Annotated in this window: 23 protein-coding genes; 18 read left to right on the top strand and 5 right to left on the bottom strand. The window is 59.4% G+C overall.

All coding sequences use genetic code 11. The annotated features are described in order from the left end of the window. The first annotated feature begins 59 nt into the window (after window positions 1-59). The 4 genes from bcsA to bcsN are packed head-to-tail and all read left to right on the top strand — an operon-like array spanning window position 60 to window position 7,729. Window positions 60-2,324, top strand: coding sequence for a UDP-forming cellulose synthase catalytic subunit (bcsA, locus tag ACQY8Q_RS16795; protein WP_428427608.1), 2,265 nt, complete (start codon window positions 60-62; stop codon window positions 2,322-2,324). Continuing rightward, the gene (locus ACQY8Q_RS16800; protein ID WP_428427609.1) at window positions 2,317-4,686 is read left to right on the top strand and encodes a cellulose biosynthesis cyclic di-GMP-binding regulatory protein BcsB; all 2,370 of its coding nucleotides are present in this window, start codon (window positions 2,317-2,319) and stop codon (window positions 4,684-4,686) included. Before bcsA ends, ACQY8Q_RS16800 begins: the two co-directional genes overlap by 8 nt. After that, window positions 4,683-6,779, top strand: coding sequence for a bacterial transcriptional activator domain-containing protein (locus tag ACQY8Q_RS16805; protein WP_428427610.1), 2,097 nt, complete (start codon window positions 4,683-4,685; stop codon window positions 6,777-6,779). Before ACQY8Q_RS16800 ends, ACQY8Q_RS16805 begins: the two co-directional genes overlap by 4 nt. Further along, entirely contained in the window at window positions 6,776-7,729 is a 954-nt protein-coding gene (gene bcsN, locus ACQY8Q_RS16810; RefSeq protein ID WP_428427611.1) for a cellulose biosynthesis protein BcsN, read from the top strand. Before ACQY8Q_RS16805 ends, bcsN begins: the two co-directional genes overlap by 4 nt. 5 nt (window positions 7,730-7,734) lie before the next feature. On the opposite strand, the gene ACQY8Q_RS16815 is transcribed toward bcsN, so the two are convergent. Together ACQY8Q_RS16815 and ACQY8Q_RS16820 are read right to left on the bottom strand one after the other, a co-directional pair. Then, complete coding sequence (locus ACQY8Q_RS16815) at window positions 7,735-8,616, bottom strand: LysR family transcriptional regulator (RefSeq protein ID WP_428427612.1); 882 nt, start codon at window positions 8,614-8,616, stop codon at window positions 7,735-7,737. Between the two features lie 10 nt (window positions 8,617-8,626). Then, entirely contained in the window at window positions 8,627-8,914 is a 288-nt protein-coding gene (locus ACQY8Q_RS16820; protein WP_428429807.1) for a putative quinol monooxygenase, read from the bottom strand. A gap of 152 nt (window positions 8,915-9,066) precedes the next feature. On the opposite strand from ACQY8Q_RS16820, the gene ACQY8Q_RS16825 reads away from it, so the two are divergent. The 4 genes from ACQY8Q_RS16825 to rirA all read left to right on the top strand — a co-directional run bounded on the left by ACQY8Q_RS16825 (window position 9,067) and on the right by rirA (window position 13,631). Then, complete coding sequence (locus tag ACQY8Q_RS16825) at window positions 9,067-10,563, top strand: CoA-acylating methylmalonate-semialdehyde dehydrogenase (RefSeq protein WP_428427613.1); 1,497 nt, start codon at window positions 9,067-9,069, stop codon at window positions 10,561-10,563. A 182-nt stretch (window positions 10,564-10,745) separates the two neighbouring features. Continuing rightward, window positions 10,746-11,837: a YjgN family protein gene (locus tag ACQY8Q_RS16830; RefSeq protein ID WP_428427614.1), complete on the top strand. Its 1,092-nt coding sequence runs from the start codon at window positions 10,746-10,748 to the stop codon at window positions 11,835-11,837. Further along, window positions 11,827-12,894, top strand: coding sequence for a M48 family metallopeptidase (locus ACQY8Q_RS16835; RefSeq protein ID WP_428427615.1), 1,068 nt, complete (start codon window positions 11,827-11,829; stop codon window positions 12,892-12,894). Before ACQY8Q_RS16830 ends, ACQY8Q_RS16835 begins: the two co-directional genes overlap by 11 nt. A gap of 272 nt (window positions 12,895-13,166) precedes the next feature. Continuing rightward, complete coding sequence (gene rirA / locus ACQY8Q_RS16840; protein WP_428427616.1) at window positions 13,167-13,631, top strand: iron-responsive transcriptional regulator RirA; 465 nt, start codon at window positions 13,167-13,169, stop codon at window positions 13,629-13,631. A gap of 48 nt (window positions 13,632-13,679) precedes the next feature. On the opposite strand, the gene ACQY8Q_RS16845 is transcribed toward rirA, so the two are convergent. Both ACQY8Q_RS16845 and ACQY8Q_RS16850 read right to left on the bottom strand, forming a co-directional pair. Beyond that, entirely contained in the window at window positions 13,680-14,066 is a 387-nt protein-coding gene (locus ACQY8Q_RS16845) for a response regulator (RefSeq protein ID WP_428427617.1), read from the bottom strand. Between the two features lie 69 nt (window positions 14,067-14,135). Next, the gene (locus ACQY8Q_RS16850) at window positions 14,136-14,843 is read right to left on the bottom strand and encodes a helix-turn-helix transcriptional regulator (protein ID WP_428427618.1); all 708 of its coding nucleotides are present in this window, start codon (window positions 14,841-14,843) and stop codon (window positions 14,136-14,138) included. A gap of 497 nt (window positions 14,844-15,340) precedes the next feature. Between ACQY8Q_RS16850 and ACQY8Q_RS16855 the strand changes: the two genes are divergently transcribed. The 6 genes from ACQY8Q_RS16855 to ACQY8Q_RS16880 all read left to right on the top strand — a co-directional run bounded on the left by ACQY8Q_RS16855 (window position 15,341) and on the right by ACQY8Q_RS16880 (window position 21,091). Beyond that, the gene (locus tag ACQY8Q_RS16855) at window positions 15,341-16,936 is read left to right on the top strand and encodes an ABC transporter substrate-binding protein (protein WP_428427619.1); all 1,596 of its coding nucleotides are present in this window, start codon (window positions 15,341-15,343) and stop codon (window positions 16,934-16,936) included. Window positions 16,937-17,041: 105 nt separating this feature from the next. Next, window positions 17,042-18,046 (top strand): ABC transporter permease subunit, encoded by a 1,005-nt coding sequence (locus tag ACQY8Q_RS16860; protein ID WP_428427620.1) that lies wholly within the window; start codon window positions 17,042-17,044, stop codon window positions 18,044-18,046. A gap of 9 nt (window positions 18,047-18,055) precedes the next feature. Further along, on the top strand, window positions 18,056-18,949 hold the full coding sequence (locus ACQY8Q_RS16865; RefSeq protein ID WP_428427621.1) for an ABC transporter permease subunit: 894 nt from the start codon (window positions 18,056-18,058) through the stop codon (window positions 18,947-18,949). Then, a complete protein-coding gene (locus ACQY8Q_RS16870; RefSeq protein ID WP_426124109.1) occupies window positions 18,949-19,803 on the top strand; it encodes an ABC transporter ATP-binding protein in 855 nt (284 codons plus the stop codon). The genes ACQY8Q_RS16865 and ACQY8Q_RS16870 overlap by 1 nt, the downstream gene beginning before the upstream one ends. Next, on the top strand, window positions 19,800-20,627 hold the full coding sequence (locus tag ACQY8Q_RS16875) for a dipeptide ABC transporter ATP-binding protein (protein WP_428427622.1): 828 nt from the start codon (window positions 19,800-19,802) through the stop codon (window positions 20,625-20,627). The genes ACQY8Q_RS16870 and ACQY8Q_RS16875 overlap by 4 nt, the downstream gene beginning before the upstream one ends. Window positions 20,628-20,746: 119 nt before the next feature. Beyond that, a complete protein-coding gene (locus ACQY8Q_RS16880) occupies window positions 20,747-21,091 on the top strand; it encodes a RidA family protein (RefSeq protein ID WP_428427623.1) in 345 nt (114 codons plus the stop codon). 67 nt (window positions 21,092-21,158) lie between these two features. Here ACQY8Q_RS16880 and ACQY8Q_RS16885 read toward each other — a convergent pair whose 3' ends face one another. Further along, window positions 21,159-21,545 (bottom strand): hypothetical protein, encoded by a 387-nt coding sequence (locus ACQY8Q_RS16885; protein ID WP_428427624.1) that lies wholly within the window; start codon window positions 21,543-21,545, stop codon window positions 21,159-21,161. Between the two features lie 185 nt (window positions 21,546-21,730). On the opposite strand from ACQY8Q_RS16885, the gene ACQY8Q_RS16890 reads away from it, so the two are divergent. The 4 genes from ACQY8Q_RS16890 to ACQY8Q_RS16905 all read left to right on the top strand — a co-directional run bounded on the left by ACQY8Q_RS16890 (window position 21,731) and on the right by ACQY8Q_RS16905 (window position 25,053). Next, complete coding sequence (locus ACQY8Q_RS16890; protein ID WP_428427625.1) at window positions 21,731-21,901, top strand: hypothetical protein; 171 nt, start codon at window positions 21,731-21,733, stop codon at window positions 21,899-21,901. Window positions 21,902-22,058: 157 nt separating this feature from the next. Beyond that, a complete protein-coding gene (locus ACQY8Q_RS16895) occupies window positions 22,059-23,552 on the top strand; it encodes a sensor histidine kinase (protein ID WP_428427626.1) in 1,494 nt (497 codons plus the stop codon). Continuing rightward, entirely contained in the window at window positions 23,549-23,995 is a 447-nt protein-coding gene (locus ACQY8Q_RS16900) for a response regulator (RefSeq protein ID WP_428427627.1), read from the top strand. The genes ACQY8Q_RS16895 and ACQY8Q_RS16900 overlap by 4 nt, the downstream gene beginning before the upstream one ends. Continuing rightward, window positions 23,995-25,053 carry a sensor histidine kinase gene (locus ACQY8Q_RS16905; RefSeq protein ID WP_428427628.1) on the top strand — a complete coding sequence of 353 codons (1,059 nt, stop codon included), beginning with the start codon at window positions 23,995-23,997 and terminating at the stop codon, window positions 25,051-25,053. Before ACQY8Q_RS16900 ends, ACQY8Q_RS16905 begins: the two co-directional genes overlap by 1 nt. Window positions 25,054-25,243: the final 190 nt, after the last annotated feature.

Here is a 25,243-nt window from a genome sequence, read left to right on the forward strand (position 1 = left end):
TCGATGTAGAACCGGCTCGCATGATGCGCTGCTGAAGATGACGATGGGGTTGGTGGCACATGACGTGCGGAAAATATCTGGCCATTCCGGCCGGCGCTCTCGGCTTGACTCTGATTCTGTTGCCGATGAGCCTTCAGGCGCAGCTCATGCTTTCCTTTGCTGTTCTCGGCATCATGTTCATTGGCATGACTCGGCCCGACAACAGCACGTTCCGCGTCATAACACTCGTCTTCGCCGGTATCATCGCGCTGCGCTACGGTTTCTGGCGCACCACCGAGACGCTGCCGGATATCACCGAGCCGCTGAACTTCATCCCCGGTTTCCTACTTTACCTCGCCGAAATGTACTGTCTGGCGATGCTGGCGATCAGCTTCTTCATGGTCATCGATCCGATCAAGCGGAAGACGCCGGACATGGGTGCAGCCGCCGACCTGCCGACGGTGGACGTGTTCATCCCGAGCTACAATGAAGATGCCGAGCTTCTGGCCGTGACGCTGGCCGCCGCCAAGTCGATGGCCTATCCGAAGGACAAGCTGAACATCTATCTGCTCGATGACGGCGGCACGGATGCCAAGCGCAACCACAAGAACCCGCATGTCTCGGTCGCCGCCATCCGCCGCCATGAGCAGCTGAAAGCGCTCTGCGCCGCGATGGGCGTGCATTACCATGCCCGCAAGCAGAACGATCACGCCAAGGCCGGCAATCTCAACGAAGGCCTGAAGGTTTCCAAAGGCGAACTGGTCGTGGTGTTCGATGCCGACCATGCCCCGGTGCGCGATTTTCTGCGCGAGACGGTCGGCTTCTTCAGGGAGGATGAAAAGCTCTTCCTCGTTCAGACGCCGCACTATTTTCTCAATCCCGATCCGCTGGAAAAGAACCTTCAGACCTTTGCCCGTATGCCGTCGGAAAACGAGATGTTCTATTCGATCCTGCAGCGCGGGCTCGACAAATGGAACGCCTCGTTCTTCTGCGGTTCGGCCGCCGTCTTGCGCCGCTCGGCGCTGGTGACCACCGATGGTTTCTCCGGTCAGTCGATCACCGAGGATTGCGAAACGGCGCTGTCGCTGCATTGCCAGGGCTGGCATTCGGTCTATGTCGACAAGCCGCTGATTGCCGGTCTGCAGCCGGAGACGTTCGTTTCCTTCATCGGCCAGCGCGCCCGCTGGTGTCAGGGCATGCTGCAGATCCTCATCCTGAAACGGCCGTTTCTGGCCAAGGGTCTCTCGATCCCGCAGCGCATCTGCTATGCCGGCATCAACATGTTCTGGCTGTTTCCGCTGTCGCGGCTCGCCTTCATGTTCTCGCCGCTGCTCTACATTTTCTTCTCACTGGAAATCTACAAGGCCAACATTCTCGAGTTCGCCTCCTACGCGGTCACCTATCTGATCTCCTCGTTCGCGATGCAGAGCTATCTCTATGGCCGCGTCCGCTGGCCGTGGATTTCTGAGCTCTATGAATATGTCCAGGCCGTGTTCCTGTTCGGCAGCATCGTCAGCGTCGTGCGCAATCCGCGCAAGCCGACCTTCAACGTCACTGCCAAGGGCCAAACGCTGGACAAGAGCAAGCTGTCGCCGCTTGCAACGCCGTATTTTGCCATCTTCTTCCTGCTGCTCGCCGCAGCCCTCTATTCCGGCTATCGCGTGCTGACCGAGCCGGTCGCCAGTGAACTGCTGCTGATCGTGGCGATGTGGAACCTGATCAATCTCGGTCTCGCCGGTGCGGCCCTCGGTGCGATTGCCGAACGCCGCGAGCTGCGCCGCAACCAGCGCCTGCCGGTCAAGCGTCATGCGCTGATGCATATCGACGACATCATCCACCACGTTATCATTCAGGATGCCTCCAGCGGCGGCGTCTCGATCGAATTTGTCGACAAGGAGCCGAAGCTGGACCTCGTCAATCCGACGACGGCCAAGGTCGAGGTGCGCCGTGGCGGCCAGACGATCAACTTCAATGTTGTCTATCGCTCGCGGCGTTTGCTGGACCAGACGGCGATCTGCGGCTTTGCCTATTCCGAGCGCACGCCGGAAACGGTGATGGCGATTGCCGAGCTGATGTATTCCGACCAGTCCGTGCTGCAGGATCGCCTGGAGCGCCGCCAGACGCGGAAGAACTTCTTCTGGGGCACCAGCCGCTTTGCGCTCTGGAGCCTGACGGAATCGCTGCGCGCCATCCGCTACAGTGCCGGCCTGATCCGCGAAAGCGTCGTCCAGTCCTTCGAAGATGCGCCGATGGTGCTCAACGACAACAAGATCGTCCAGGTACCGGTGCCAGTCAAAACTGTCGAACATGCCCCGGTTCTCAAGGGAGAGCAGCTCTATGGCTAAGCCTTTTCGTACACGGGCAGCCGGCCTGTCGCTGGCCCTGATCATGGCACAGACACTGCCTTTGTCCGCCCAGAGCCTGCTGGATGCAGCCCCGTCCGCTGCCCGCATCCTGCCTGGCGACAGCGAGAGCATCCTGTCGACCCGCCCGGTTCAGGCGGAAGCCACCGCTGCCAAGGTCAACGGCCTGGTGCCGTTCGAGCAGGCGCTGCCGGCCTATCACCTGTCGGGGGAAGACGCCGTTGCACGGCTGAGTTTCAATCTCGCCGCCGATCAGGCCGCAAGCGGCGGACAGCTGGCCCTGGCTTATCGCAATGCCGTCTCTGTTCTACCTGACACGTCCGCGATGGATATCGAGGTCAATGGCAAACCGGCCGGAACATTCCGGATTGCTTCGCCGAACGGCTTCAAGAACGAGGCGCTGCCGATTGGTGCCGAGTTTTTGAAACCGGGCCGCAACCAGGTGGTTCTGCGGGCCCGCCAGTTCCATCGGGTCGATTGCTCGCTGGAGGCAACCTACGAGCTATGGAGCGAGCTCGATCCTTCGGTAAGCGGTTTTGTCGCCGCCAGGCATCATGGCTTCCGCTCCTTCGACGATCTGCTGACCGTCGCCCGCAAGGATGCCAGCGTCACCGATGTCCGCCTGATCCTGCCGCCGGCGGCGACCGCTGAAATGTTGAACGATGCGGCGCCCGCTCTGCAGACGCTGGCGCTGTTTATGAACCGGGACGATCTGGCGGTCACGGTCAGCGAAAAGCCGGGCACAGGTCCGGGCATCGATCTCTATGTCTCGACGGACAAGACGGGGGCGCAGGCACGCGACGCCAATGGACGGGCAGCACCTTACGGCCTTTCCGTGCGCGACGCCGGAAATGGTGGCCGTGCGGCGGTCAGCCTGCGGGGTGCCACCCGCGCCGATATGAGCGGCCAGTTGCTTCAGGCCATACAAGGACCGCTTAAGGAAAGCCTCGATAGCGGCATTTTTTCCCGCCAGTCCGGGACGATCATCGCCGATGCCTCGACGAGCTTCACGCTGGCCGATACCGGATATGAGACCCGTGTCTTTTCCGGGCGTCTGTCGCGCACTGGTTTCAACATGGTCATGCCAGCGGATTTCTATCCGGCCGACTATGCAACGATCGGCCTGAAATTGAGTGCCGCCACGTCTCCGGGCCTGAAGCGGACGGCGCAGTTTCTGGTGCGGGTTAACGACCGAGTCGTCACCAGCTACCCCTTCCGCAATTCGGCTGGCGAACAGTTTGACGGCAAGCTGATCGAACTGCCGCTGCGGGCATTCCGCCCGGGCAACAACAAGGTCGAGTTTTTGGCCGAGCTGCCAGTTGAGGCCGACGAAACCTGTGCGCCGGAAGCCCGCGACGACACCACACCACGGTTCATCCTCCTGCAGGACACCAGGATCGAAATTCCGGCGCTTGCCCGGATCGGCCGTCTTCCGGATATCGGCGCCCTGGCCGGCACCGCCTATCCCTATGCCGATGGCAGGCCATTTGACATCTTCATTGAGCGCCCGGACGCGCAGTCCGCTGGCGCTGCCCTCACCATGCTGTCCCGCCTGGCGCTTGCCGCTCGCAATCCGCTGAATGCCGAAATCCGCCTGGGTGCCGCCAATCCGTCAGGAGATCGCAATGCACTGGTGATCACCACGCAGAACGCCCTTGCCGAGCTTGGCAGTGCTGGCAAGAGCGCATTTCCTGTCGACTCGGGTCAGCCGGTGGCTGCCTCCATCGCCGACGTCGATCCGATCCGGACAGCGACCATCGGTGGCGGTGTTTTCGCAGCCAGCCCGGCGCAAAACAATGACGACGATTCGACCGCCTTGCTGGATGCGTTCCGCAAATCGACGACGCGGCCGCAGGACACGCTGTCGGTAACGTCAAAACTGCAGGACTGGTTTTCTGGAGCGGGCGCGCGCTTCGGCAAATGGCTAAACTACCAGGACGGCTCCGGCACAACGGCAATGCTCAAGCCGGGACGCTCGCTCCTGACCTTGACGCAGGCCCCGTCGCCTTCCGGCGATGCGGTCTGGACCGTGTTGCATGCCGGATCGCCCGCCGATATCGCGCTTGGCGTTCGCCGGCTTGTCGAGCCTGCCGTCTGGCAGGGATTGAATGGTGGGTCGGCCGAGATCGAGACCACCAGTCTTGCGGTCAATACGGTGCCGGCCGGTTCGCACTTCATCGCCGGAATGACCGACCAGAGCCCCAGCAACATCCGCCGCCTGGCGGCTGCCTGGTTCTCGGACAATTTCCAGTTCTACGTTTTGCTCATCGTCGGGTTGATGGGCGTCTTCGCCGTATGGCTTGGTCTTGCCATTCCGCGCAAGGGTGTGAGGTCGGATCAATGATCGTCATGAAGAAACACTGGATCGCCCTTCTGGCCGCATCGAGCCTGCTTGTGCCGGCAACGGCATTCTCGGAGGATTCGGCAAAGCTGCTGACACAGGCGGCCGGTTCCTTCCGCATTATCGACGAGGCGATGACCTCGGCTGCCGCCGGACAGATCGAACCCGCAGTGGCTGCGGGTGGTGCGCAGTCCGCAAAGACATCGCAGGCAGCGGTAAACCAGCCCGATGAGGTCGAGATCGCCGCTCTCTATTATTATGCCGAACAGAAACAGGATGAGCGCGTCGCCGCCGAAGCTGCGCGCTTGCGGCTGAAATTCCCGCAATTCGAAATGCCGCAGGACCTTTACCTGCTGCAATCGGCCCGCGGCGCCGATGAAACCGTGCTCTGGCAGCTTTATGACCGCAGCGATTTCACCGGTATCGACGCCGAAATCATCCGCCGCAAGACCGATGCGCCGGACTGGCAGCCGACAGCCGATTTCATGGAGAAGCTGGCGCGCCGCAAGCAGCGCGTGCTGATGACGGAAGCGGCGAAGAACAACAACTGGACGGATATCATCCAGGCCGGTGGCAGCATCGATCCCGCGACCGAAACAGAGGTGGACCTGCTTTGGACGCTGATCGACGCCTATGCGCAGACCGGCATGAAGCAGCCCCTGGCCGACGTTTATCGCGGTATCCTTTTGCGTGAAGGTGACAAGCGGCTGCCGGACGCGGTGCTGGTGACGACGCTGCAGAAGGCCATCCGCGATTTCCCGACGGCGGACGTCCAGGCCGTGATGCAGAAATTGGCCGTGACGCCAGCCATGCAGGCGGGCCTGCAGCCGGTCGCCTTCGATCTGATGCGCAAGACGGTCGCCGATTTCAATGCCGATGAAAAACAGACGGTGCCGTTGTCGGATGATCAGCTCGCCCCGCTCAAGGCAACAAATCCCGCGAAGATCGAGGATATGGCGTTGCTCGGATGGTATTATTTAAAGATCAAGCAACCGGCCGTCAGCGCCGGGTGGTTTACGAAGGCGCTGGCGATCCAGGCGGATGCTGCCAATGCCAAGGGACTTTATCTCAGCCTCGCCGCACAAAATCTCGAGGAAGAAGCTTATAAGGTCGCGGCCACCTATTTGCAGGACCTGTCCGGTGACCCGGAATTCCTGATGAACGCGCTGTCACTGCGCTTTGCCAAACCCGATATGGCAGTCATCGACGAAAAGATCGTCGCGTCCTACTCGACGACGATCCTGCAGACGCTGAACGCCGATCACGCCGAAATTCTTGCCTGGTACGCCTATAATTCCAAGCAGTACGAAGCGTCTTCCGCCTGGTTCCGGAAGGCGGTCGACTGGAAGGTGGCACCGGCCCGCGTCAAGGGCTTAGCACTGTCTTACCTGCGGCTGGCACAAAAACCGGAATTTGCCGCGTTGCAGGAAAAATATGGCCAGGCTTATCCTGATATCTGGGACGAGATCCGTGCCGCATCGCCGCCGAAGGGCAGGGTGGCCGCCTCTGTCATCAAGCCGCGCGGTCTGATCCAGGCCAACTATTTCCGCAATTTCCAGGCCAAGCGCTATGCCGCCTGCATCAACGATCTCACCGATTTGCGCAGCAGGGGCCAGTTGTCGCCGGATGGGGCGCAGATCGGTGGCTGGTGTTACCTCGGTCTTGGCCGTCTCGCCGAGGCACGCGCCGCCTTCGCGGACGGTCTTGCCGCCGGCGGACAGGTGCGGGCCGATGCGGCCTATGGGACGGCACTGACCCTGTTGCGCGGACGGTTGACTGATGATGCCGAAGCGACCATCCGGGCCTATCCGCTCAACGCCGAACGGGACCGCGAAATCCGGGCGGAAATCTACTTCCAGCGCGCGCGGGCAAGCTTCGATCGCAAGCAGTATCAAAAGACGCTCGATGCCCTGAATGCGCGCGCGAGCCTCGTGGCGGAGCCTGCCGATCTTAGTCAGTTGCGTGGCTGGGCCTATTACCATCTCGGCAACAAGCAGGTCGCCAAACAGGTGTTCCAGCGTCTCAACGATCACCTCTCGGATGCAGGCGTAAGGCGCGGCCTTGTCGCCACGAGCCAGACGGATACGCGCCGATGAAAAGAGTTTTTCCAGCAATCGCCCTGGTCTCGATGCTTGCCTCGTGCACGTCGGTGGTCGATGACCCCTTTCTGCGCACAGGCGCTATCGAGGGCAACTGGCCGTCGCTCGCCACCACGGTTTCTCCTGAATCCGCAGTCGCAGCCCTTCCAGGGCTTCCGGCTACAGCGGTCCGGCAGACGGGAGCCAAGGGAAAAATCGAGCAGACGATCGTTTACGCCAATGCGACCGATCTTGCTGGCGAGAACATGCTGAAAGTGACGATCGACCCATCCGCGAAGATCACGCGCAGCAACGGCGCGCCGTCGCGGCCGCAGGTCCAGGCCGAGATGCGCAACGCCTTGTCCGGCGTCAAGATGCAGATCAGCCCGGTGATTGCTGATAACGCCTATGGCGTTTTCGGTTACGCAACCGGCTCCATCGGCAAGAGCGGCAGCTGCGTTTACGCATGGCAGTTTGCAAAGAACATAAGATCCTATGATGGCGGGCAGACGACAGGCGGAGCAGCGCAGATCCGCATGCGCTATTGCAGTCCGTCGATCGCGGCTGACCGCATCGTTGCGCTGATGCAGGGGCTGCGCCTCAATCCGGCCTCGTCGCAAAACGTCCAGACGCTGGGCTATGCGACAGGGCCGGGCGCGTTTGCGCCAGTCCCGTTCACGCAACAGGAGGTCCGGCCGGTAACTGAGATCGCCGTTGCGGCACCCGTGCGACGGGTAAGGCAGCCGGCCGTTGCCGAAAATCCAACGGCGGACATGGCGGCGGTCGAACCAGCCGCAAAAGCAGAAAAAGCGGTCGTCAATGCTGTGAAAGTCCCAATGCCGGGCGAGGCGGCTGCAATAGCCGCAGCGGATACGGTGCCGGCGGTCGCGCAGCAGGACGTTTTGAAGGCGGCAATGAAACCATCCTTCGTGCCGCTACCGGCAACTGTTGCCTCCGTGGCGCAATAGGCATCTCAGATGAAGATGCTGTGCTCTTCGGTCACCAGTTCCTGAAGGAAATCGACGACGGTGCGGACGCGGACGAGTTCGCGGGCGCTTTCATGGTAGGTGGTCCAGTAGCCCCGCCGGATCGTCGTCTCCGGCAGGATGCGGATCAGCTCGGGATATTGCCGGGCGATGTAATTGTGCAGGATGCCGATCCCGGCACTTGAGCGCACCGCTTCGGTCTGGCCCGTCGCGCTGGAAATCTCGAAGGAGGCGTCCCAACTGCGCATGATCTCGCCGGTAAAGTTCAGCGAGGCTGTAAAGATCAGGTCCTCGACATAGCCGATGCGGCGATGGGTTTTCAGATCATCGACGGTTTCGGGCGCCCCATAGGACGACAGGTAGTCCTGCGAGGCATAGAGCCCGAGCGTATAGTCGGTCAGTTTCGACGATATCAGCCGCCCTTGTTCCGGCCGCTCCAGCGTGATGGCAATATCGGCTTCGCGCTGCGACAGTGAAAACGAGCGCGGCACCGGTACCAGCTGGATGCGCAGTTCAGGAAACCGAGCAGTCAGCTTGCCAAGACGCGGGGCAAGGAACGAGACGCCAAACCCATCCGGCGCACCGACGCGAACGGTGCCGGCAACCGCCGTGTCGATGCGGCCGATCTGCGCCTGCGCCGCCAGCATCTCTGTTTCCATCCGTTCCGCCGCATGCAGAAAGATTTCACCTTCCGCCGTCAGATCGCAGCCATTGGTGCGGCGGATCAAAAGCCGGGTCTTCAGGGATTCCTCCAGCGCCGTGACGCGCCGGCTGAGCGTCGCATGATTGACCCCCAGCCGCTTGGAGGCAGACAGGATCTGGCCGCTGCGCGCGACCGCCAGGAACATGCGGACATCATCCCAGTTCATCGAGCGTTCCTCATTTGGCTGAGAGTGCGATGGGATCCGCATCGACAAGGTTGAGCGACCGGACCATGCCGGTAGTCGCCGTTTTATATTTGAGGAAATGCGGCGTCTGAATATGGGCTTCGTAGGACTGCCTATTGGCATAGACTTCCAGGATACGAATCTTTTCAGGCGCGTCTTTGAGCGAGACAGCGTGCAGCATCAGCACGCCCGGTTCCTTCTCAACGGAAGCTTCGATTTCTTCGGTCAGAAGGACGAGATAGTCCTCAAGCTGGGTGGGATCGATCTCCAGCTCCGCCATTCTGACGATCTTTTCTGAACTGGTTTTCACCAGAGAGCCTCCACAGGGATGATGAGCTTCAATTTTCGCACAACGGTTCCTGAATATCGCGCGTTGATTTGTGCATATTGTAGTGCGACACTCCCGGCATAATCAAGATCAGGAGGATCACCATGTACGAGATCGGTCATTTCATTGGCGGCAAGCGCGTTGCAGGCACCAGCGGTCGCACCAGCAATGTCTTCAATCCGGCAACCGGCGAAGTTCAGGCAACCGTGGCGCTGGCCAGCGACGCGGAAATGGATGCAGCGGTACAGAATGCCAAGGCAGCGCAGCCGAAGTGGGCAGCCACCAACCCGCAGCGCCGCGCCCGCGTCTTCATGAAGTTTGTTCAGCTCCTCAACGACAACATGGACGAACTGGCTGAAATGCTGTCGCGCGAGCATGGCAAGACCATCGACGATGCCAAGGGCGACGTTATTCGCGGCCTCGAAGTCTGCGAATTCGTCATCGGCATTCCGCACCTGTCCAAGAGCGAATTCACCGAAGGTGCCGGTCCGAACATCGACATGTATTCGATCCGCCAGGCTGTCGGCATCGGCGCCGGTATCACACCGTTCAACTTCCCTGCGATGATCCCGATGTGGATGTTTGCGCCCGCAATCGCCTGCGGCAACGCCTTCATCCTCAAGCCTTCCGAGCGCGATCCGTCCGTTCCGATCCGCCTTGCCGAACTGATGATCGAGGCTGGCCTGCCAGCCGGCATCCTCAACGTCGTCAACGGCGACAAGGGCGCAGTCGATGCGATCCTGGCGCACCCGGACATTTCTGCCGTTTCCTTCGTCGGCTCCACCCCGATTGCCCGCTATGTCTACGGCACGGCTGCAACGAACGGCAAGCGCGCCCAGTGCTTCGGCGGCGCCAAGAACCACATGATCATCATGCCGGACGCCGATCTCGACCAGGCCGCCAACGCCCTGATGGGTGCCGGTTACGGCTCGGCTGGCGAACGCTGCATGGCGATCTCGGTTGCCGTTCCTGTCGGCAAGGAAACCGCCGACCGCCTGATCGCAAAGCTGACCCCGATGATTGAAAGCCTGCGCATCGGTCCTTACACCGACGAGAAGGCCGACATGGGCCCGGTCGTCACCAAGGAAGCCAAGGAACGCATCCTCGGCCTGATCAACAAGGGTGTCGAAGACGGTGCAAACCTCGTCGTCGATGGCCGCGATTTCAAGCTGCAGGGCTATGAAAACGGCAACTTCGTCGGCGGCTGCCTGTTCGACAACGTCACCCCGGACATGGACATCTACAAGCAGGAGATCTTTGGCCCGGTTCTCTCGGTCGTCCGTGCCAAGACCTATGAGGAAGCCCTCGATCTGCCGATGAAGCACGAATACGGCAATGGCGTCGCGATCTATACCCGCGACGGTGACGCTGCCCGTGACTTCGCATCGCGCATCAACATCGGCATGGTCGGCATCAACGTTCCGATCCCGGTTCCACTGGCCTATCATTCTTTCGGCGGCTGGAAGTCCTCGTCCTTCGGCGACTTGAACCAGCACGGCACGGACTCGATCAGGTTCTGGACCAAGACCAAGACGATCACTTCGCGCTGGCCGTCCGGCATCAAGGACGGTGCTGAATTCGTCATGCCGACGATGAAGTAACGGCTGAGTTTAACAGCATTCTCCCCGATTGGGCCTCCGCAAGGAGGCCCTTTTTTGTTGTGATCTGCCCGGTGCGATTGACCTGTGGGGTTGACCGTTTAAGACTTGGCGCAAGCGGCCGAATATCGGGGGATCGTCGGCCGTTTCTGAATTGCATCTGATGATACGCAAGAGGGGCGACGATGAGCACACCCGACACGGCACCATTACCGGCCGCATCGCAGGATTTTCACCGGTTGTCATTTACCGGAAATGCCGCCGAATATTTCGGCATCTGGATCGTCAATATCCTTTTGACTATCATCACGCTCGGCATCTATTCGGCCTGGGCGAAGGTGCGCCGCAACCGTTATTTCTACGGCAATACGGTGCTGCTTGGCCGTGCCTTCGAATATCATGCCAAGGGCGGGCAGATCCTCATCGGGCGATTGATCGTCCTTGGCTGTCTGGTGGTGTACAACATCATTCTGGCGGTGTTGCCCATTGCCGGGTTCCTCCTCGTTCTGGTCGTCCTCTGCTTCTTTCCCTGGCTGATCATGCGTGGCCTGCGCTTCAGCGCCCGTGTCACCAGCTATCGCAATGTCCGGTTCAACTTCGTCGGAAGGATGGGCGGCGCGTTCATCGCCTTCATGGCCGGCCCGGTCATGGCCGTGTTGTCGCTCGGCATCCTGGCGCCACTTGCCAGCCGCTGGATGTACCGCTACCTCGCCAACAATCTGCGCTATGGCGGCCGGTCGTTTGCGACGGATCCGAAGCTCGGATCGATCTACCAGACATGGTTCTTCTCGGCGGTGATCATCGTTCTCGGCCTGCTGGTGATCGCTGTCGCAGCGCTTGCCAATTTGTCCCTGATCATCGCTTTGATCAATAACCCAAATGCACTGCCACCCGGCTTGCAGGCATCGATGTTCGTTCTGGGAACCGTTGCCTATCTGGCCGTGCTTTTGTCCTTCGGTATCGCAGCGCTGTTTTACCGCGCCGGCGTACGCAACATTGCCTGGTCGGCGACCCGCTTTGATGGCAGGCATGAGCTGAAAAGCGACTTGCCGCGGTTCGGCTATGTCTGGATCGCCGTGTCGAATGTGGCCGTCACCGTTGCGACGCTCGGTCTCATGCGCCCGTGGGCTGCGGTTCGCATGGCGCGTTATGTCAATGAACACACGGCCGTCCGCTTCGACGGAGATGTGGGCGAAGTGCTTGCAACCGCCGAGCAGGAAGGCTCTGCGGTCGGTGCGGAATTCATGGAGTTCGAGGGCTTCGACTTTGGCTTCTGACGAAAAGCCGGTCTGCCGGGGCGATTGGCATCCGCGTGATTCCAGCCGCTCGATCTCGTCCCGCTTGGTCGACAGGGACGGGCAGATCCTGGCCGTCGCGGAAGACGGTAGCGAACTCGCCTCCACAGCCTTTTCAACGCTCGGCATCTCGGCGCGGGTTGGCTCGATCCCGCGTCGTGTCGAATTCACCGATGGCTCGCTGTTCGAAACCACGGACAATGCTGCAATCGACAACCTGCTACGGACGCACGGACGCAAGCGGGCAGGGCTTGTTCACGGACTGGAGCGGTTTCATCCGCGGCTTCTGGTCTTTGTCGTCGCGGTGTTCCTGCTGTCCGGTTTGGTCTACCGTTATGCTCTGCCGGTGCTGGTGGAAGTCGCCGTTGCCGTGACGCCGCCGGTCGTTCCGCGCCTGATGTCCGTCAGTACGCTGGAAACGCTGGATCGCACCGTTCTCGGCGAAACCAAGCTGGACGACGCGAAGCGACGGGCGATTTCGGATGGGTTTGCCCGTATCGCGCTCAATTCCACCCGTGGTCCGTCTGCCTATACGCTGAACTTCCGCGAAGGCGGAGCGATCGGTCCGAATGCGTTTGCGCTGCCGGATGGCACGCTGATCATCACCGATGAACTGGTCGACCTTTCAGACGGCGATACTGAAATGCTCTTCGGCGTTCTGGCGCATGAGATCGGCCATGTCGAACTGGAGCACAGCCTGCGCCAGATTTACCGCGCTGCGGGCATGGCCGGTTTAATCATGCTGATTGCAGGCGATGTCGGCGATAGCGTCGAGGATTTGCTTGTCCAGGGTGGTGGCCTTCTGGCGCTGTCCTACTCCAGAGATGCGGAAGCGGCAGCCGACCGGCATTCGGTCGAACTGATGCAAAAGGCCGGCTACGACCCGGCCGCGATTGCGCGCTTCTTCGAGATCATCGAAAAGAAGCTCGGCGACACATCCGAAACCAACATCCTGTCGACACATCCGGGCACGCCCGACCGCCGGAAGGCGATCCGTGAGTACGAGGTGGAATTGCGTGAGAAACAGCCTGGCAATTAAGCCGGCGAGGGGATAATCCACCTAAACTTGAGGTGTTACATCAACTTTTTCCCGCCTGAAGGGTGGACAGGCCGCTGGAAGCTGATCATGATCACTTCAATCATGTTTTTCTGCTTTTTGGAATTGTTCCAAACTAGCATCCGTCCTATATGATAAGCACGAAGTGAAATGCTGGTCGAATCGACCGTGTGACACGACATCTTGAGTGCCTCTATGGGCTCACAGGTTCATCCGAACCAGGGGCGCCGAACGATCGAAGCCTGGAGTAAATGATGCGTCTGACAAAGCAAACGAACTACGCAGTCCGCATGCTGATGTATTGCGCTGCCAATGACGGCCATCTCAGCCGCGTTCCGGAAATTGCCAAGGCTTATGGCGTCTCGGAGCTGTTCCTTTTCAAGATTCTGCAGCCGCTCAACAAAGCCGGTTTGGTCGAGACCGTGCGTGGCCGCAATGGCGGCGTGCGCTTGCCGAAGCCGGCAGCCGATATCAGCCTGTTCGACATCGTCAAGGTGACCGAAGACAGCTTCGCCATGGCGGAGTGTTTTGAAGCCGGCGAGATTGATTGTCCGCTGGTTGACAGCTGTGGCCTCAACGCTGCCTTGCGCAAGGCGCTGAATGCATTCTTCGAAGTCCTGCAGCAATACTCGATCGACGATCTGGTGAAAGCCCGGCCACAGATCAACTTCTTGCTCGGCATCGACCTGATCACCCACCCGAAGAAGGCTGCGGCCTGATAATGGTTCGATTAACAAAAAGCCCGGTCTAGCCGGGCTTTTTGTTGTCTACGTTCGCGTCACATATTCCCGCAGGATGAATTCGATCGCGGTCGGATCAAGCTCCCCCTTGTCAATGCGGAAATCGGCACCGTACTCTTCGAATTTCTGGAAATAGGGGTCGGCAAGCGACGAGGAAATCACTCCGATCGGGCCGATATAGCCCTGCTGTCGCAGCGCCGGTACCGTCTCGCGAAAATCGCATTGCTGCAGCCGGTTATCCATCAATACCATTGAAACCGGCGTTCCGGCTTGGATGAAGTCCAGGGCCGCGTCGATGGTCTGGCAATAGTGCAGGTGGATCTCCACGCTTAAGACCTTTTTCATCAAGCCGCGCATGATCAGGTTTTCAGCCGGATCGTCGTCAACAAGCAGGATATGGATCGGGTGGGTCATCTGGCGATTTCACTTGGTGAATGACAATAATTAAGACTTGTGAAATGCATTTTCAGACGCCCGCAGGCGTCATTGTATGATCTGTTCCCGGATCGCTTTCGCAACCATCTGGGTTCTGTTGACGACGTCGAGCTTCTTGAGAATTGTTGCCGTGTGCGAATTGACCGTGTGTTCAGAGACGGAGACGATCAGGGCGATTTCGCTTGCCGTCTTGCCATGGGATATCCAGCGCAGGATTTCCGTCTCTCGAGGCGTCAGCCCAAGGCCCGCCTTGTTGGATAAAACCAGCCGGTAGAAATAATCGAACGCGCAGACAGTGTCGTAGCAAAGTGCCAAATGCGCCTGCCGTTCAAGGTCTTCGCCATCGCCGAGAAACAGCACGGCATACCGGGCACCGGTGATGCCCGCGACCGGCACGCACATCAGCATGTCGAAACCGAGTTGGCCAAGGAGATTGCCGCCATGGCCGGGCTGAGGATCGTCGGCTTTCCAGATCGATGGAATAGCGGACGTGTGAAGGTTTTTGAAAACGGAGGAATCGCCAAACCGGTGGCGCTTGTCGTAGGCATCGGCAAGTCCGGAGGGCAGGTCGTGCAGCGCCAGCCGGTTGGTCAGCGTGCAGGCGTCGCCCTCGTTGCCGAGTTGCAGGATGCCGAAATGGTCGAAACCATAGCGGAGTGCCATCGTATGGAAAATGCGAAAGAAATCGACCCGATTGAGAGCCTTCTCCAAATCGTTGTCATGGTATTGCCGGTGGCTTTTTAAATCGGTCGTCACGTCGCGGCCGTCCCCCACGTATCCCGCGACTACCATTTTAACGTGCGATTGACGCAAAGCAACCGCATCGGAATGGAAAAGGAAAGTTGTCGGCAGTTTTGACACCGAAGGTGGCGAGCCGGGAGGGCAATGGCGAGAGGGAGGACTGAATATGGTCGCTTTCATCCAATCCCCGCCTGGCAGATAAAAGCTGAACAGTCCTCCCCGCCCCGCACGTGCCTTATGCCACGACGCCTCTTCCCATACTATCAGTGCAATTTGGGATTGACTTTAACGGTAAAACGAAATCGATTCGGCGCGGCGATACTGGTGGCGACAAGAAAGTCGTGTATAGCCTCCGGCCTTGTCGAATATGGAAGAATTTTCCAATTGGACAAATTTTTCGGGTCGCTTATTGCATTGCCCGATCAAATGTCGTTCCATCCGGCCTTGACCGGAAACAACGGCTTCTGCGTCAGAAAAATACGAGAACAAGAACAAAGCTGGGAAGCAAACTCATGAAAAAGCTCTCTACTCTCCTTGCGGCAACCGCAATCGCCACTTTGATGGCCGGTTCTGCATGGTCGAAGACCTTCGTCTACTGCTCGGAAGCGTCGCCGGAAGGCTTCGACCCTGGCATGTATACCGGCGGTCAGACCTTCGACGCCGCCGCACACACGGTTTACAACCGCTTGGTTGAATTCAAGCGCGGCACGACTGAAATTGAGCCTGCGCTGGCCGAAAGCTGGGAAATTTCCGCTGATGGCAAGGAATACACTTTCAAGCTGCGTCCGGGCGTAAAGTTCCAGACGACCGAATACTTCACGCCAACACGCGAACTGAACGCTGATGACGTGATTTTCTCCTTCGAGCGCCAGTACAAGGCCGACAATGCCTGGAACAAGTACGTTCCGGGTGCATCCTGGGAGTATTTCTCCGGCATGGGCCTGCCGGACCTTCTCGAAAAGGTTGAAAAGGTCGATGACCTGACGGTCAAGATCGTTCTGAAGCGCCCGGAAGCGCCGTTGCTGGCCAACCTCGGCATGCCCTTCATCTCGATCCTGTCGAAGGAATATGCCGACAAGCTGCAGGCTGACGGCAAAATGGAACTGATGAACCAGCAGCCGCTCGGCACCGGTCCGTTCACGTTCGTCGCCTACCAGCCGGATGCCGCCATCCGCTACAAGGCCAATCCTGATTACTGGGGTGGCAAGCAGAAGATCGATGACCTCGTGTTCGCGATCACCACGGATGCCGCAGTACGCGCGCAGAAGCTGAAGGCCGGCGAATGCCACCTGATGTCCTATCCGAACGCAGCTGACGTTGCCGAACTGAAGGCCGATCCGAACCTGCACATCTCCGAGCAGGCCGGTCTGAACGTTTCCTACCTCGCCTACAACACGCTCGTTGCGCCGTTCGACAAGGTTGAAGTCCGCAAGGCCCTCAACATGGCGGTCAACAAGCAGGCCATCGTCGATGCCGTGTTCCAGGGTGCCGCAACGGTTGCCAAGAACCCGATCCCGCCGACAATGTGGTCGTATAACGACAAGGTCGAGGACGACAAGTACGATCCGGAAGTCGCCAAGAAGATGCTTGCAGACGCTGGCGTCAAGGATCTCAAGATGAAGATCTGGGCAATGCCGGTTGCGCGTCCGTACATGCTGAACGCTCGCCGTGCAGCTGAACTGATGCAGTCTGACCTTGCCAAGATCGGCGTTACCGCCGAAATCGTCTCCTACGAATGGGCCGAATACCTGAAGCTCTCGTCTGCCAAGGACCGCGACGGTGCGGCCATCCTCGGCTGGACCGGCGACAATGGTGATCCGGACAACTTCCTTGATACCCTGCTCGGTTGCGACGCTGTCGGCGGCAACAACCGTGCGCAGTGGTGCAACAAGGAGTTCGACGACCTGGTAACGAAGGCGAAGGAAACCTCCGACGTTGCCGAGCGTACCAAGCTCTATGAAGAGGCACAGATCGTCTTCAAGAAGGAAGCGCCTTGGAACACCCTCGACCACTCGCTCGCCGTCGTTCCGATGAGCAAGAAGGTTTCGGGCTTCGTCCAGTCTCCGCTCGGTGACTTCGTCTTCGAAGGCGTTGACATCGCCGAATAAGATCGGCTGAGATAAAGAAAGGCACGCCGCAAAGAGCGTGCAATGGCCGGCGGCTCGAAGACATTCGGGCCGTCGGTTTTTCAAAGAAAGAAGGGATTGGCTCCCATGTTGCGCTTTATCTTCGGACGTCTTGCCGTCCTGATACCCACGTTCCTCGGTGTATCGCTGATCGCGTTCTCCTTCATCCGATTATTGCCGGGCGATCCCGTCATGTTGATGTCGGGTGAGCGCGTCATGGCTCCGGAACGGCACGCTGAACTCATGAACCAGCTCGGTCTCGACCGGCCGATGTACGTTCAGTATTTCGATTATCTCGGTGGTCTCGTGACGGGCGACTTCGGTTCGTCCATCGTTACCAAGCGCCCGGTTCTCGACGATTTCATGAACCTTTTCCCGGCAACGCTGGAACTGTCGCTGTGCGCCATCATCGTGGCGGTGCTGCTCGGCATTCCGGCCGGCGTGATCGCTGCAGTGAAAAGGGGGACCTGGCTCGACCAGTCGCTGATGGGTGTCGCCCTCATCGGTTACTCGATGCCGATTTTCTGGTGGGGCTTGCTGCTCATCATCTTCTTCTCCGGCTATCTCGGCTGGACGCCGGTCTCGGGACGCATCTCGATGATGTATTTCTTCCCGCAGGTCACCGGCTTCATGCTGATCGACAGTCTGATCTCGGGGCAGGCGGGCGCCTTCAAGTCGGCGGTCAGTTATCTGATCCTGCCGACCGTCGTGCTGGCGACCATTCCGCTGGCGGTCATCGCCCGCCAGACGCGCTCGGCCATGCTGGAAGTGCTCGGCGAGGATTATGTCCGTACCGCCCGCTCCAAGGGCCTGTCGCCGTTCCGGGTTATCGGCGTGCACGCACTGCGCAATGCCTTGATCCCGGTCATCACCACCATCGGCCTGCAGGTCGGCGTGCTGTTGGCCGGTGCGATCCTGACGGAAACGATCTTCTCCTGGCCTGGTATCGGCAAATGGATGGTCGATTCGGTGTTCAAGCGTGACTATCAGGTCGTGCAGGGCGGGCTGATGCTGATCGCCGCCATGATCATGATCATCAACCTCATCGTTGATGTGCTTTACGGCTTCATCAACCCGCGTATCCGGCATTAGGAGGGTCTGATGGCTGTCGCTGAAATCAAAACTACCAAGCCGCAGACCGGCTTTGCCGAATTCTGGTTCTATTTCTCGCGCAACAAGGGCGCGGTGATGGGGCTGGCTGTCTTCCTCATTATCCTGTTCGTTGCGGTCTTTGCGGCTTTCGTCGCGCCGCATAGCCCAAGTGTCCAGAACCGCGATGTGCTTCTGTTGCCACCCGGCTGGACGCAAGGCGGGCAATGGACATACCTTCTTGGCACCGACGCTGTCGGCCGTGATATCCTGTCCCGCCTGATCTACGGTGCGCGTTTCTCGCTGTTCATCGGCCTCGTGGTCGTGACGCTTTCGGTCATTTCCGGCGTTCTCGTCGGCTTGATCGCCGGCTATTTCCGCGGCCGCACCGATACGATCATCATGCGCGTCATGGATATCATCCTGGCCTTTCCGTCGCTGCTTCTGGCTCTCGTGCTGGTGGCGGTGCTCGGACCGGGCCTGGTCAACGCGATGATCGCGATCTCGCTGGTCAACCTGCCGCATTTCGTGCGTCTGACCCGCGCCGCCGTCATGTCGGAGCGCACCAAGGATTACGTCATCGCGTCCAGGGTCGCCGGTGCTGGCACAATGCGTCTGATGTTCCTGACCATCCTGCCCAACTGCCTCGCACCGCTGATTGTCCAGGCGACGCTCGCCTTCTCGGCGGCAATCCTCGACGCGGCAGCGCTCGGCTTCCTCGGTATGGGCGCTCAGCCGCCGACACCGGAATGGGGCACGATGCTGGCCGAAGCCCGTGAGTTCATCCAGCGCGCCTGGTGGGTCGTCACGTTCCCCGGCCTTGCCATTCTCGTCACCGTCATTGCCATCAATCTGATGGGCGACGGCCTGCGCGATGCGCTTGATCCCAAGTTGAAGAGGTCATGATGTCGCTTTTCGAAATCGAAAATCTCGTTGTCGAATTCCAGACGGCTGCCGGTCCTTTCCGTGCCGTCGATGGCGTCTCGATGAAGGTCAATGCCGGTGAAGTGCTGGCGATCGTCGGTGAATCCGGCTCCGGCAAATCGGTGTCGATGCTGGCGGCCATGGGCCTGTTGCCCTGGACGGCCAAGGTCACCGCCGACAAGCTGCTGTTCAACGGCATCGATCTGCTCGGCCTGTCGCCGTCGGATCGGCGCAAGATTGTTGGCAAGGATATTGCCATGATCTTCCAGGAGCCGGTTGCCAGTCTCAACCCGTGCTTCACCGTCGGGTTCCAGATCGAGGAAGTGCTGCGCATTCACCTCGGCCTCGACAAGGCGGCGCGCCGTGCGCGGGCGATCGAACTGTTCGATCTGGTCGGCATTCCCAATCCGGCGGAACGCCTTGGGCATTTCCCCCACCAGATGTCGGGTGGCCAGTGCCAGCGTGTGATGATCGCGATTGCGCTATCGTGCAATCCGAAGCTTCTGATCGCCGACGAGCCGACCACGGCGCTCGACGTCACCATCCAGAAGCAGATCCTTGATCTCCTGATGCGGCTTCAGGCCGAACACGGCATGGGCCTGATCATCATCACTCACAATATGGGTGTGGTGGCGGAAACCGCCGATCGCGTCATCGTCCAGTACAAGGGCCGCAAGATAGAGGAGGCCGACGTGCTGTCGTTGTTTGAATCACCAAAGAGCGAATACACACGCGCGCTTCTGTCGGCACTTCCGGACAATGCCACTGGCGACCGGCTGCCGACGATCGCGGAATTCCTCAGCGACGACCAGATCTTTGCAGGAGCTGTTCGATGACCCATGTTCTCGAAGCCAGAAACCTCACCCGCGACTATCACATCCCGGGAAGCCTGTTCAAAAAGGCCAAGACCGTTCACGCCGTCAAGGGCGTGAGCTTTTCGGTCGATCAGGGCAAAACGCTGGCCATCGTCGGCGAAAGCGGCTGCGGAAAATCGACGTTGGCCCGTATCGTTACCATGATCGATCCGGCAACCTCCGGCGACATGCTGATCGATGGTAACAAGGTCGATATCGCCAAGGAGCGTCTGACGCCGGAAATGCGCCAGAAGGTGCAGATCGTCTTCCAGAACCCCTATGGCACGCTGAACCCGCGCAAGAAGATCGGCGAAATCCTCACCGAACCGCTGATCATTAATACCAACATGAAAGCTGACGACCGCCGCGACAAGGCCATGGCCATGCTGAAGAAGGTCGGGCTTGAGGAAAAGCACTACGGCCGCTATCCGCACATGTTCTCCGGCGGCCAGCGCCAGCGAGTGGCGATTGCCCGTGCACTGATGCTTAATCCGCGGCTGCTCGTGCTGGATGAGCCGGTTTCGGCGCTCGATCTGTCGGTGCAGGCCCAGGTTCTCAACCTGCTCGCCGATCTGCAGGACGAATTCCAGCTGACCTACGTTTTCATTAGCCACGACCTGTCGGTGGTGCGCTACATCGCCGACGACGTGATGGTGATGTATTACGGTGAGGCAGTGGAGTATGGCAGCCGCGAAGAGGTCTTCAACGACCCGAAGCACAACTACACCAAGACGCTGTTTGCCGCGACGCCACGCGCCGATGTCGACAGCATCAAGGCACGGCTTGCCCGCAAAAACGCGGCCTGAACGGAAGGTTGGTGCGGCAATCGCGCGATGACGGTTCCACTGACCGGAAATCTGCGGTAAAGCGCCTGCGTCACCACAATTTATATGCGGTCCGCCGCATTTTTACGAGGAATATGAAGATGGAAATCAAACGCTTCGAAACCGGCCCGCGCATGAGCCAGGCTGTTGTTCACAACGGCACCGTCTATCTCGCTGGCCAGGTCGGCGAAGCCGGCTCGGATGTGACCGAGCAGACCAAGCAGGCTCTCGCATCGGTTGATCGCCTGCTGGCTGAAGCCGGTACTGACAAGACCCGCATCCTCTCGGCAACCATCTGGCTGGCTGACATGGTCGATTTCCCGAAGATGAACGCCGTCTGGGACGTCTGGGCATCACAGGGCAATACACCGGCCCGTGCGACCGGCGAAGCCAAGCTCGCAACCCCGGAATATCTCGTCGAAGTCATCGTCATCGCCGCTCTCTAAGAAGCAGCCATTATTCGCGAAAAGCCGGCGTCCTGTTCAGGGGCGCCGGCATTTTTGTGTCTGGTCATCAGTTTCCGATGCGCGCCGTGCCGGTCTCGCCATTGTCGCGCACCCACTTGACCTTGCCTTCGCCGGTTTCCGTCAGGTCGAAACACATCGGCGACCCGTCGTACCAGACCTTGAACTGTTGACAGAGTTTGTCGGATTTTATCCACCAGCGGCCCTTGTCGGTCGGCTGGATGAATTTTCCGAGACCGAGTGCCTTACCGCTGCCGTCGACATCGCCGGAGGGATGATAGTTGAGCGGGAATTCTCCGCCCATCGGGGCGGCGAGATAGATGGTCTTGCCAATGATGAGGCTGCGGATATCGGCTTCCTTCATCTGCGTTGTCTCCGCCGCCGCAGCGAGGCTGGAGATCGTGGCGCCCAGAATGACGATTACAATTTTCCGCATGGCAGTCTCCATCGCATCGCACTCGATACGGTGCGCCATTCAATTGGATCATTCAACCGAAGGATAACGGAGAACCGGCGCCAAAAGTTTCTTGAAGATCTACGCAAGGCGATGGAACCATTGAGGCCTCGCCGCGTTTAACTGCGTGTTCCAAAGGAATGCTCTCCAACATGAAGGAATGTGCCATGCTGTACTGGTTGCCAAGGCTATGCCTGTTCCTGCTCGCCGCTGCGGTTGTGGGCTTGGGCATTTTGCCCGCGAATTCGGAAGACATTGCCAATACGCTGATCGTCGTGATCCTGGGCCTCGGCCTGTTCTCGCTGACGCTACATGTTTTTCCGCCAGAACGATATTGAGGCGAGCTGCCAAAAAGCGCCTGTTATTTTGCCGCGAACGATGTACGTTCGCGGCGTGAATGTTTCACTAAAATTGCACTTCCAAGTTGCTCCCCATCTATAATGCCGCATAGGGTTTTCCGGTCAGGGAGAATATTTGGCCGCTGTGGAGTGAGGAATGGTAATCGCAAGACCGGCGTTTTCCCGGGCCGTGCCGCTCTTGCTGATGGCGGGAGCTATCTTGCTTCTGGCCGTTGTTCTCGTCTCCCTCAGATTCGCCAATCAAACCCGGCAGAATTCCAGAGATGCGCTTGAAGCCGCTGGGTTGAACAATCGGGCACTGCTGCTTTTCAGCCTGATGCAGGATGCCGAAACCAGCCAGCGCGGCTATCTGATCACCGGCGAAGAAAAATATCTGGCGCCTTTCAAGCGCGCCCAGGCGCTCGTCAATCTGCAGTTTACCAGCATCACCAGCGACATGATGAAGGCCGGTATCAGCGATGTGACCATCGACCGCCTGAAGCGCCTGGTGGATGATAAGCTTGGCGAGATGCGCAAGACCATCGCCACCAAAGCGGCGGGCAAGGATGCCGAAGCCGTTGCCACGGTTCGCAGCGACACTGGCAAGATGGCGATGGATGAGATTCGCGAGATCATGACACGGATCAAAGCCGTTACAAGCAATATCGGCTTTCAGAAAGGCATGTCTCTCGATGATGCGGCGCGGTGGTTGCTGATCTCGATCACCGGCGGCGCGGTGCTGCTGGTTGTACTGGTCGGCGGCGCCGTCTATCTCGCTGTCGCCCATGCGCGGCAACTGGAAGCAGCGCGCAAAGCCCTAGCTGAACACAACGAAATGCTTGAGGAGAGGATCGGCCAGCGCACGCAATTTCTGCAGCGCGCCAATCGCGAACTGCAAAGCTATTCCTATATCGTAGGACATGATCTGCGCGCGCCGTTGGTCAATATCATGGGCTTCACCTCTGAACTTGAACGGGCGGCGGCGATCTTCGCCGGCTATATGAAAAAATCGCCTGCGGCCCGTGACGCGCTCACCGAGAAAGTCGCGCTTGAGGCGGTGGATGTCGATATTCCAGAAGCGCTGGGTTTCATCCGGTCCTCGATGCGGCGCATGGATGATCTGATTAACGAGATACTGAGGCTCGCGCGGGCAGGGAGCCGCCAGTTGAGCCGGGACCCGCTCGATCTTGCGGCGTTGCTGGCGGAGACCGTCGCTAACTTGCAGCACCGGCTGGACGAAAGCGGTGCCAGTGTCGTGCTCTCATCAAGCTTGCCACATGTTGTCTCGGATCGGCTTGCGTTGCAGCAGATTTTCAGCAACCTTTTGGATAACGCCATAAAATATGCCGATCCATCGCGGCCTGCGCCGATCCATGTGTCTGGAACCGTAATCGACGGCAATGCGGCCATCGAAGTTGCCGACAATGGAAGGGGCATCGCCGAGCGTGATCTCGAGCGGATTTTCGAACTTTTCCGGCGCTCCGGACCGCAGGACAGGCCGGGCGAGGGGATAGGCCTTGCGCATGTGCGTGCACTGGTTCGCCGTCTGGGAGGAGACGTGGCGGTACGGTCGGTTCTCGGGGAGGGAACGACTTTTACCGTGACGTTTGCGGCTGATATTCGATCGACGAAAGGCAGGGGGGAGACATGAACAACGGAGTACAACCGGTCGCCATCATCATGATCGAAGACGATCAGGGGCATGCCCGGCTGATCGAGAAAAACATCCGGCGCGCCGGCGTTACCAATGAGATTATACCGTTCGCGACGGGCCTGACGGCGCTTTCCTATCTTCTGGGGCCTGACGGCAGTGGAAAGGTCCATGCGGGCCTGCCACTCCTCATCCTGCTCGACCTGAACCTTCCGGATATGACCGGTATGGATATTCTTGCGCGGGTTCGTGAAAGCGAACATCTCAAGCGGGTTATGGTGATCGTCTTGACGACCACGGACGATCCGGTGGAAATTCACCGTTGCTATGACCTTGGCGCCAATGTCTATGTTGCCAAGCCGATGGAATACGAGAAGTTCGTCAATGCCATCCAGCAACTCGGCCTGTTCCTGTCCGTCGTCACTGTTCCGGAGGTGCCTTGATGTTTGGGGAGATGCCCGCCGGTCAACGGGAGACGACGATACTCTATATTGACGATGACGAGGCGCTTGGGGTTCTCCTACGCAAAAACCTGGCGCGTCAGGGGTTTAGGGTCATCAACGCCCTCGACCGGACATCCGGCCTCGCCCATCTGGCAGAGGGCGGCATCGATGTCATCGCGCTTGATCACTATCTGTTGGGCGAAACCGGCCTGGATATTCTTCCCGTCATCGCCGAAATACCGGACCATCCGCCTGTCGTCTATGTCACCGGCTCGGGCGACGCCAGCATTGCGGTCGAGGCCCTGAAGCGTGGGGCCGACGATTATGTGACGAAGAGCGTCTCCACGGATTTTGTCGATCTTTTCATTGCCGCGCTCAACCAGGCATTGGAGCGCGCCCGGTTGCGGCGTGAAGCGCTGGCTGCACAGGAAGCGATGCGCCAGGCGCGGGACCGGGCCGAACTGTTGCTGCGTGAGGTCAATCACCGGGTCGCCAACAGCCTCAGTCTTGTGGCGTCGCTGGTGCGCATGCAGGCCTCGCTGATTGCCGATCCCGTGGCCGTCAACGCACTGCAGGAAACCCAGATGCGTATCCATGCCATCGGCAACGTGCATCGTCATCTCTACGCCAACAATCAGGTTGGTACGGTCGATATCGATGGTTACCTGAAAAGCCTGCTCGACGAACTGCAATCCTCAATGCGCGACGAGGCACGGCCACATGATATCGTGCTTGTTGCCGATGCCCTGCAACTGAGCACCGACAAGGTGATTTCGCTCGGGCTGGTGGTCAGCGAACTGGTGACCAACGCCTTCAAATACGCCTACCCCCATGGAGGGGCGGGTGAAATCCGTGTCCGGTTGATACGCCGCGACGGCGATACGCTGGAGCTACTGGTTGAGGATGACGGTACAGGGTTTGATCCGGATGCGCCCGTCAAGGGAACCGGGCTCGGCACGAAGATCCTCAACGCCATGGCCGCGACAATGGGTGGTGATCTCACCTACGATCGCAACGCTCTGGCCGGCACCCGCGCGCGCATGACTTTCCCCCTCTAGCTTCACCGGCGCGGCGCGGTTCTACGCGGGTTTTGTCTCGTTTTCTCGACCGCCTGCCGACATCGGAACTTTTTCACAAGCAATGCGTTTAACAGCCGCTACACACCGGCGCTGTTTCTGCGCCGGTGTCTTCCGCACATTGATCTTATTCGTCCGCCCGGTAGCCTGCGCGCCGTAGCGGGGTACATGG

It is taken from the genome of Pararhizobium sp. (assembly GCF_965279435.1).
Taxonomy (GTDB): Bacteria; Pseudomonadota; Alphaproteobacteria; order Rhizobiales; family Rhizobiaceae; genus Pararhizobium.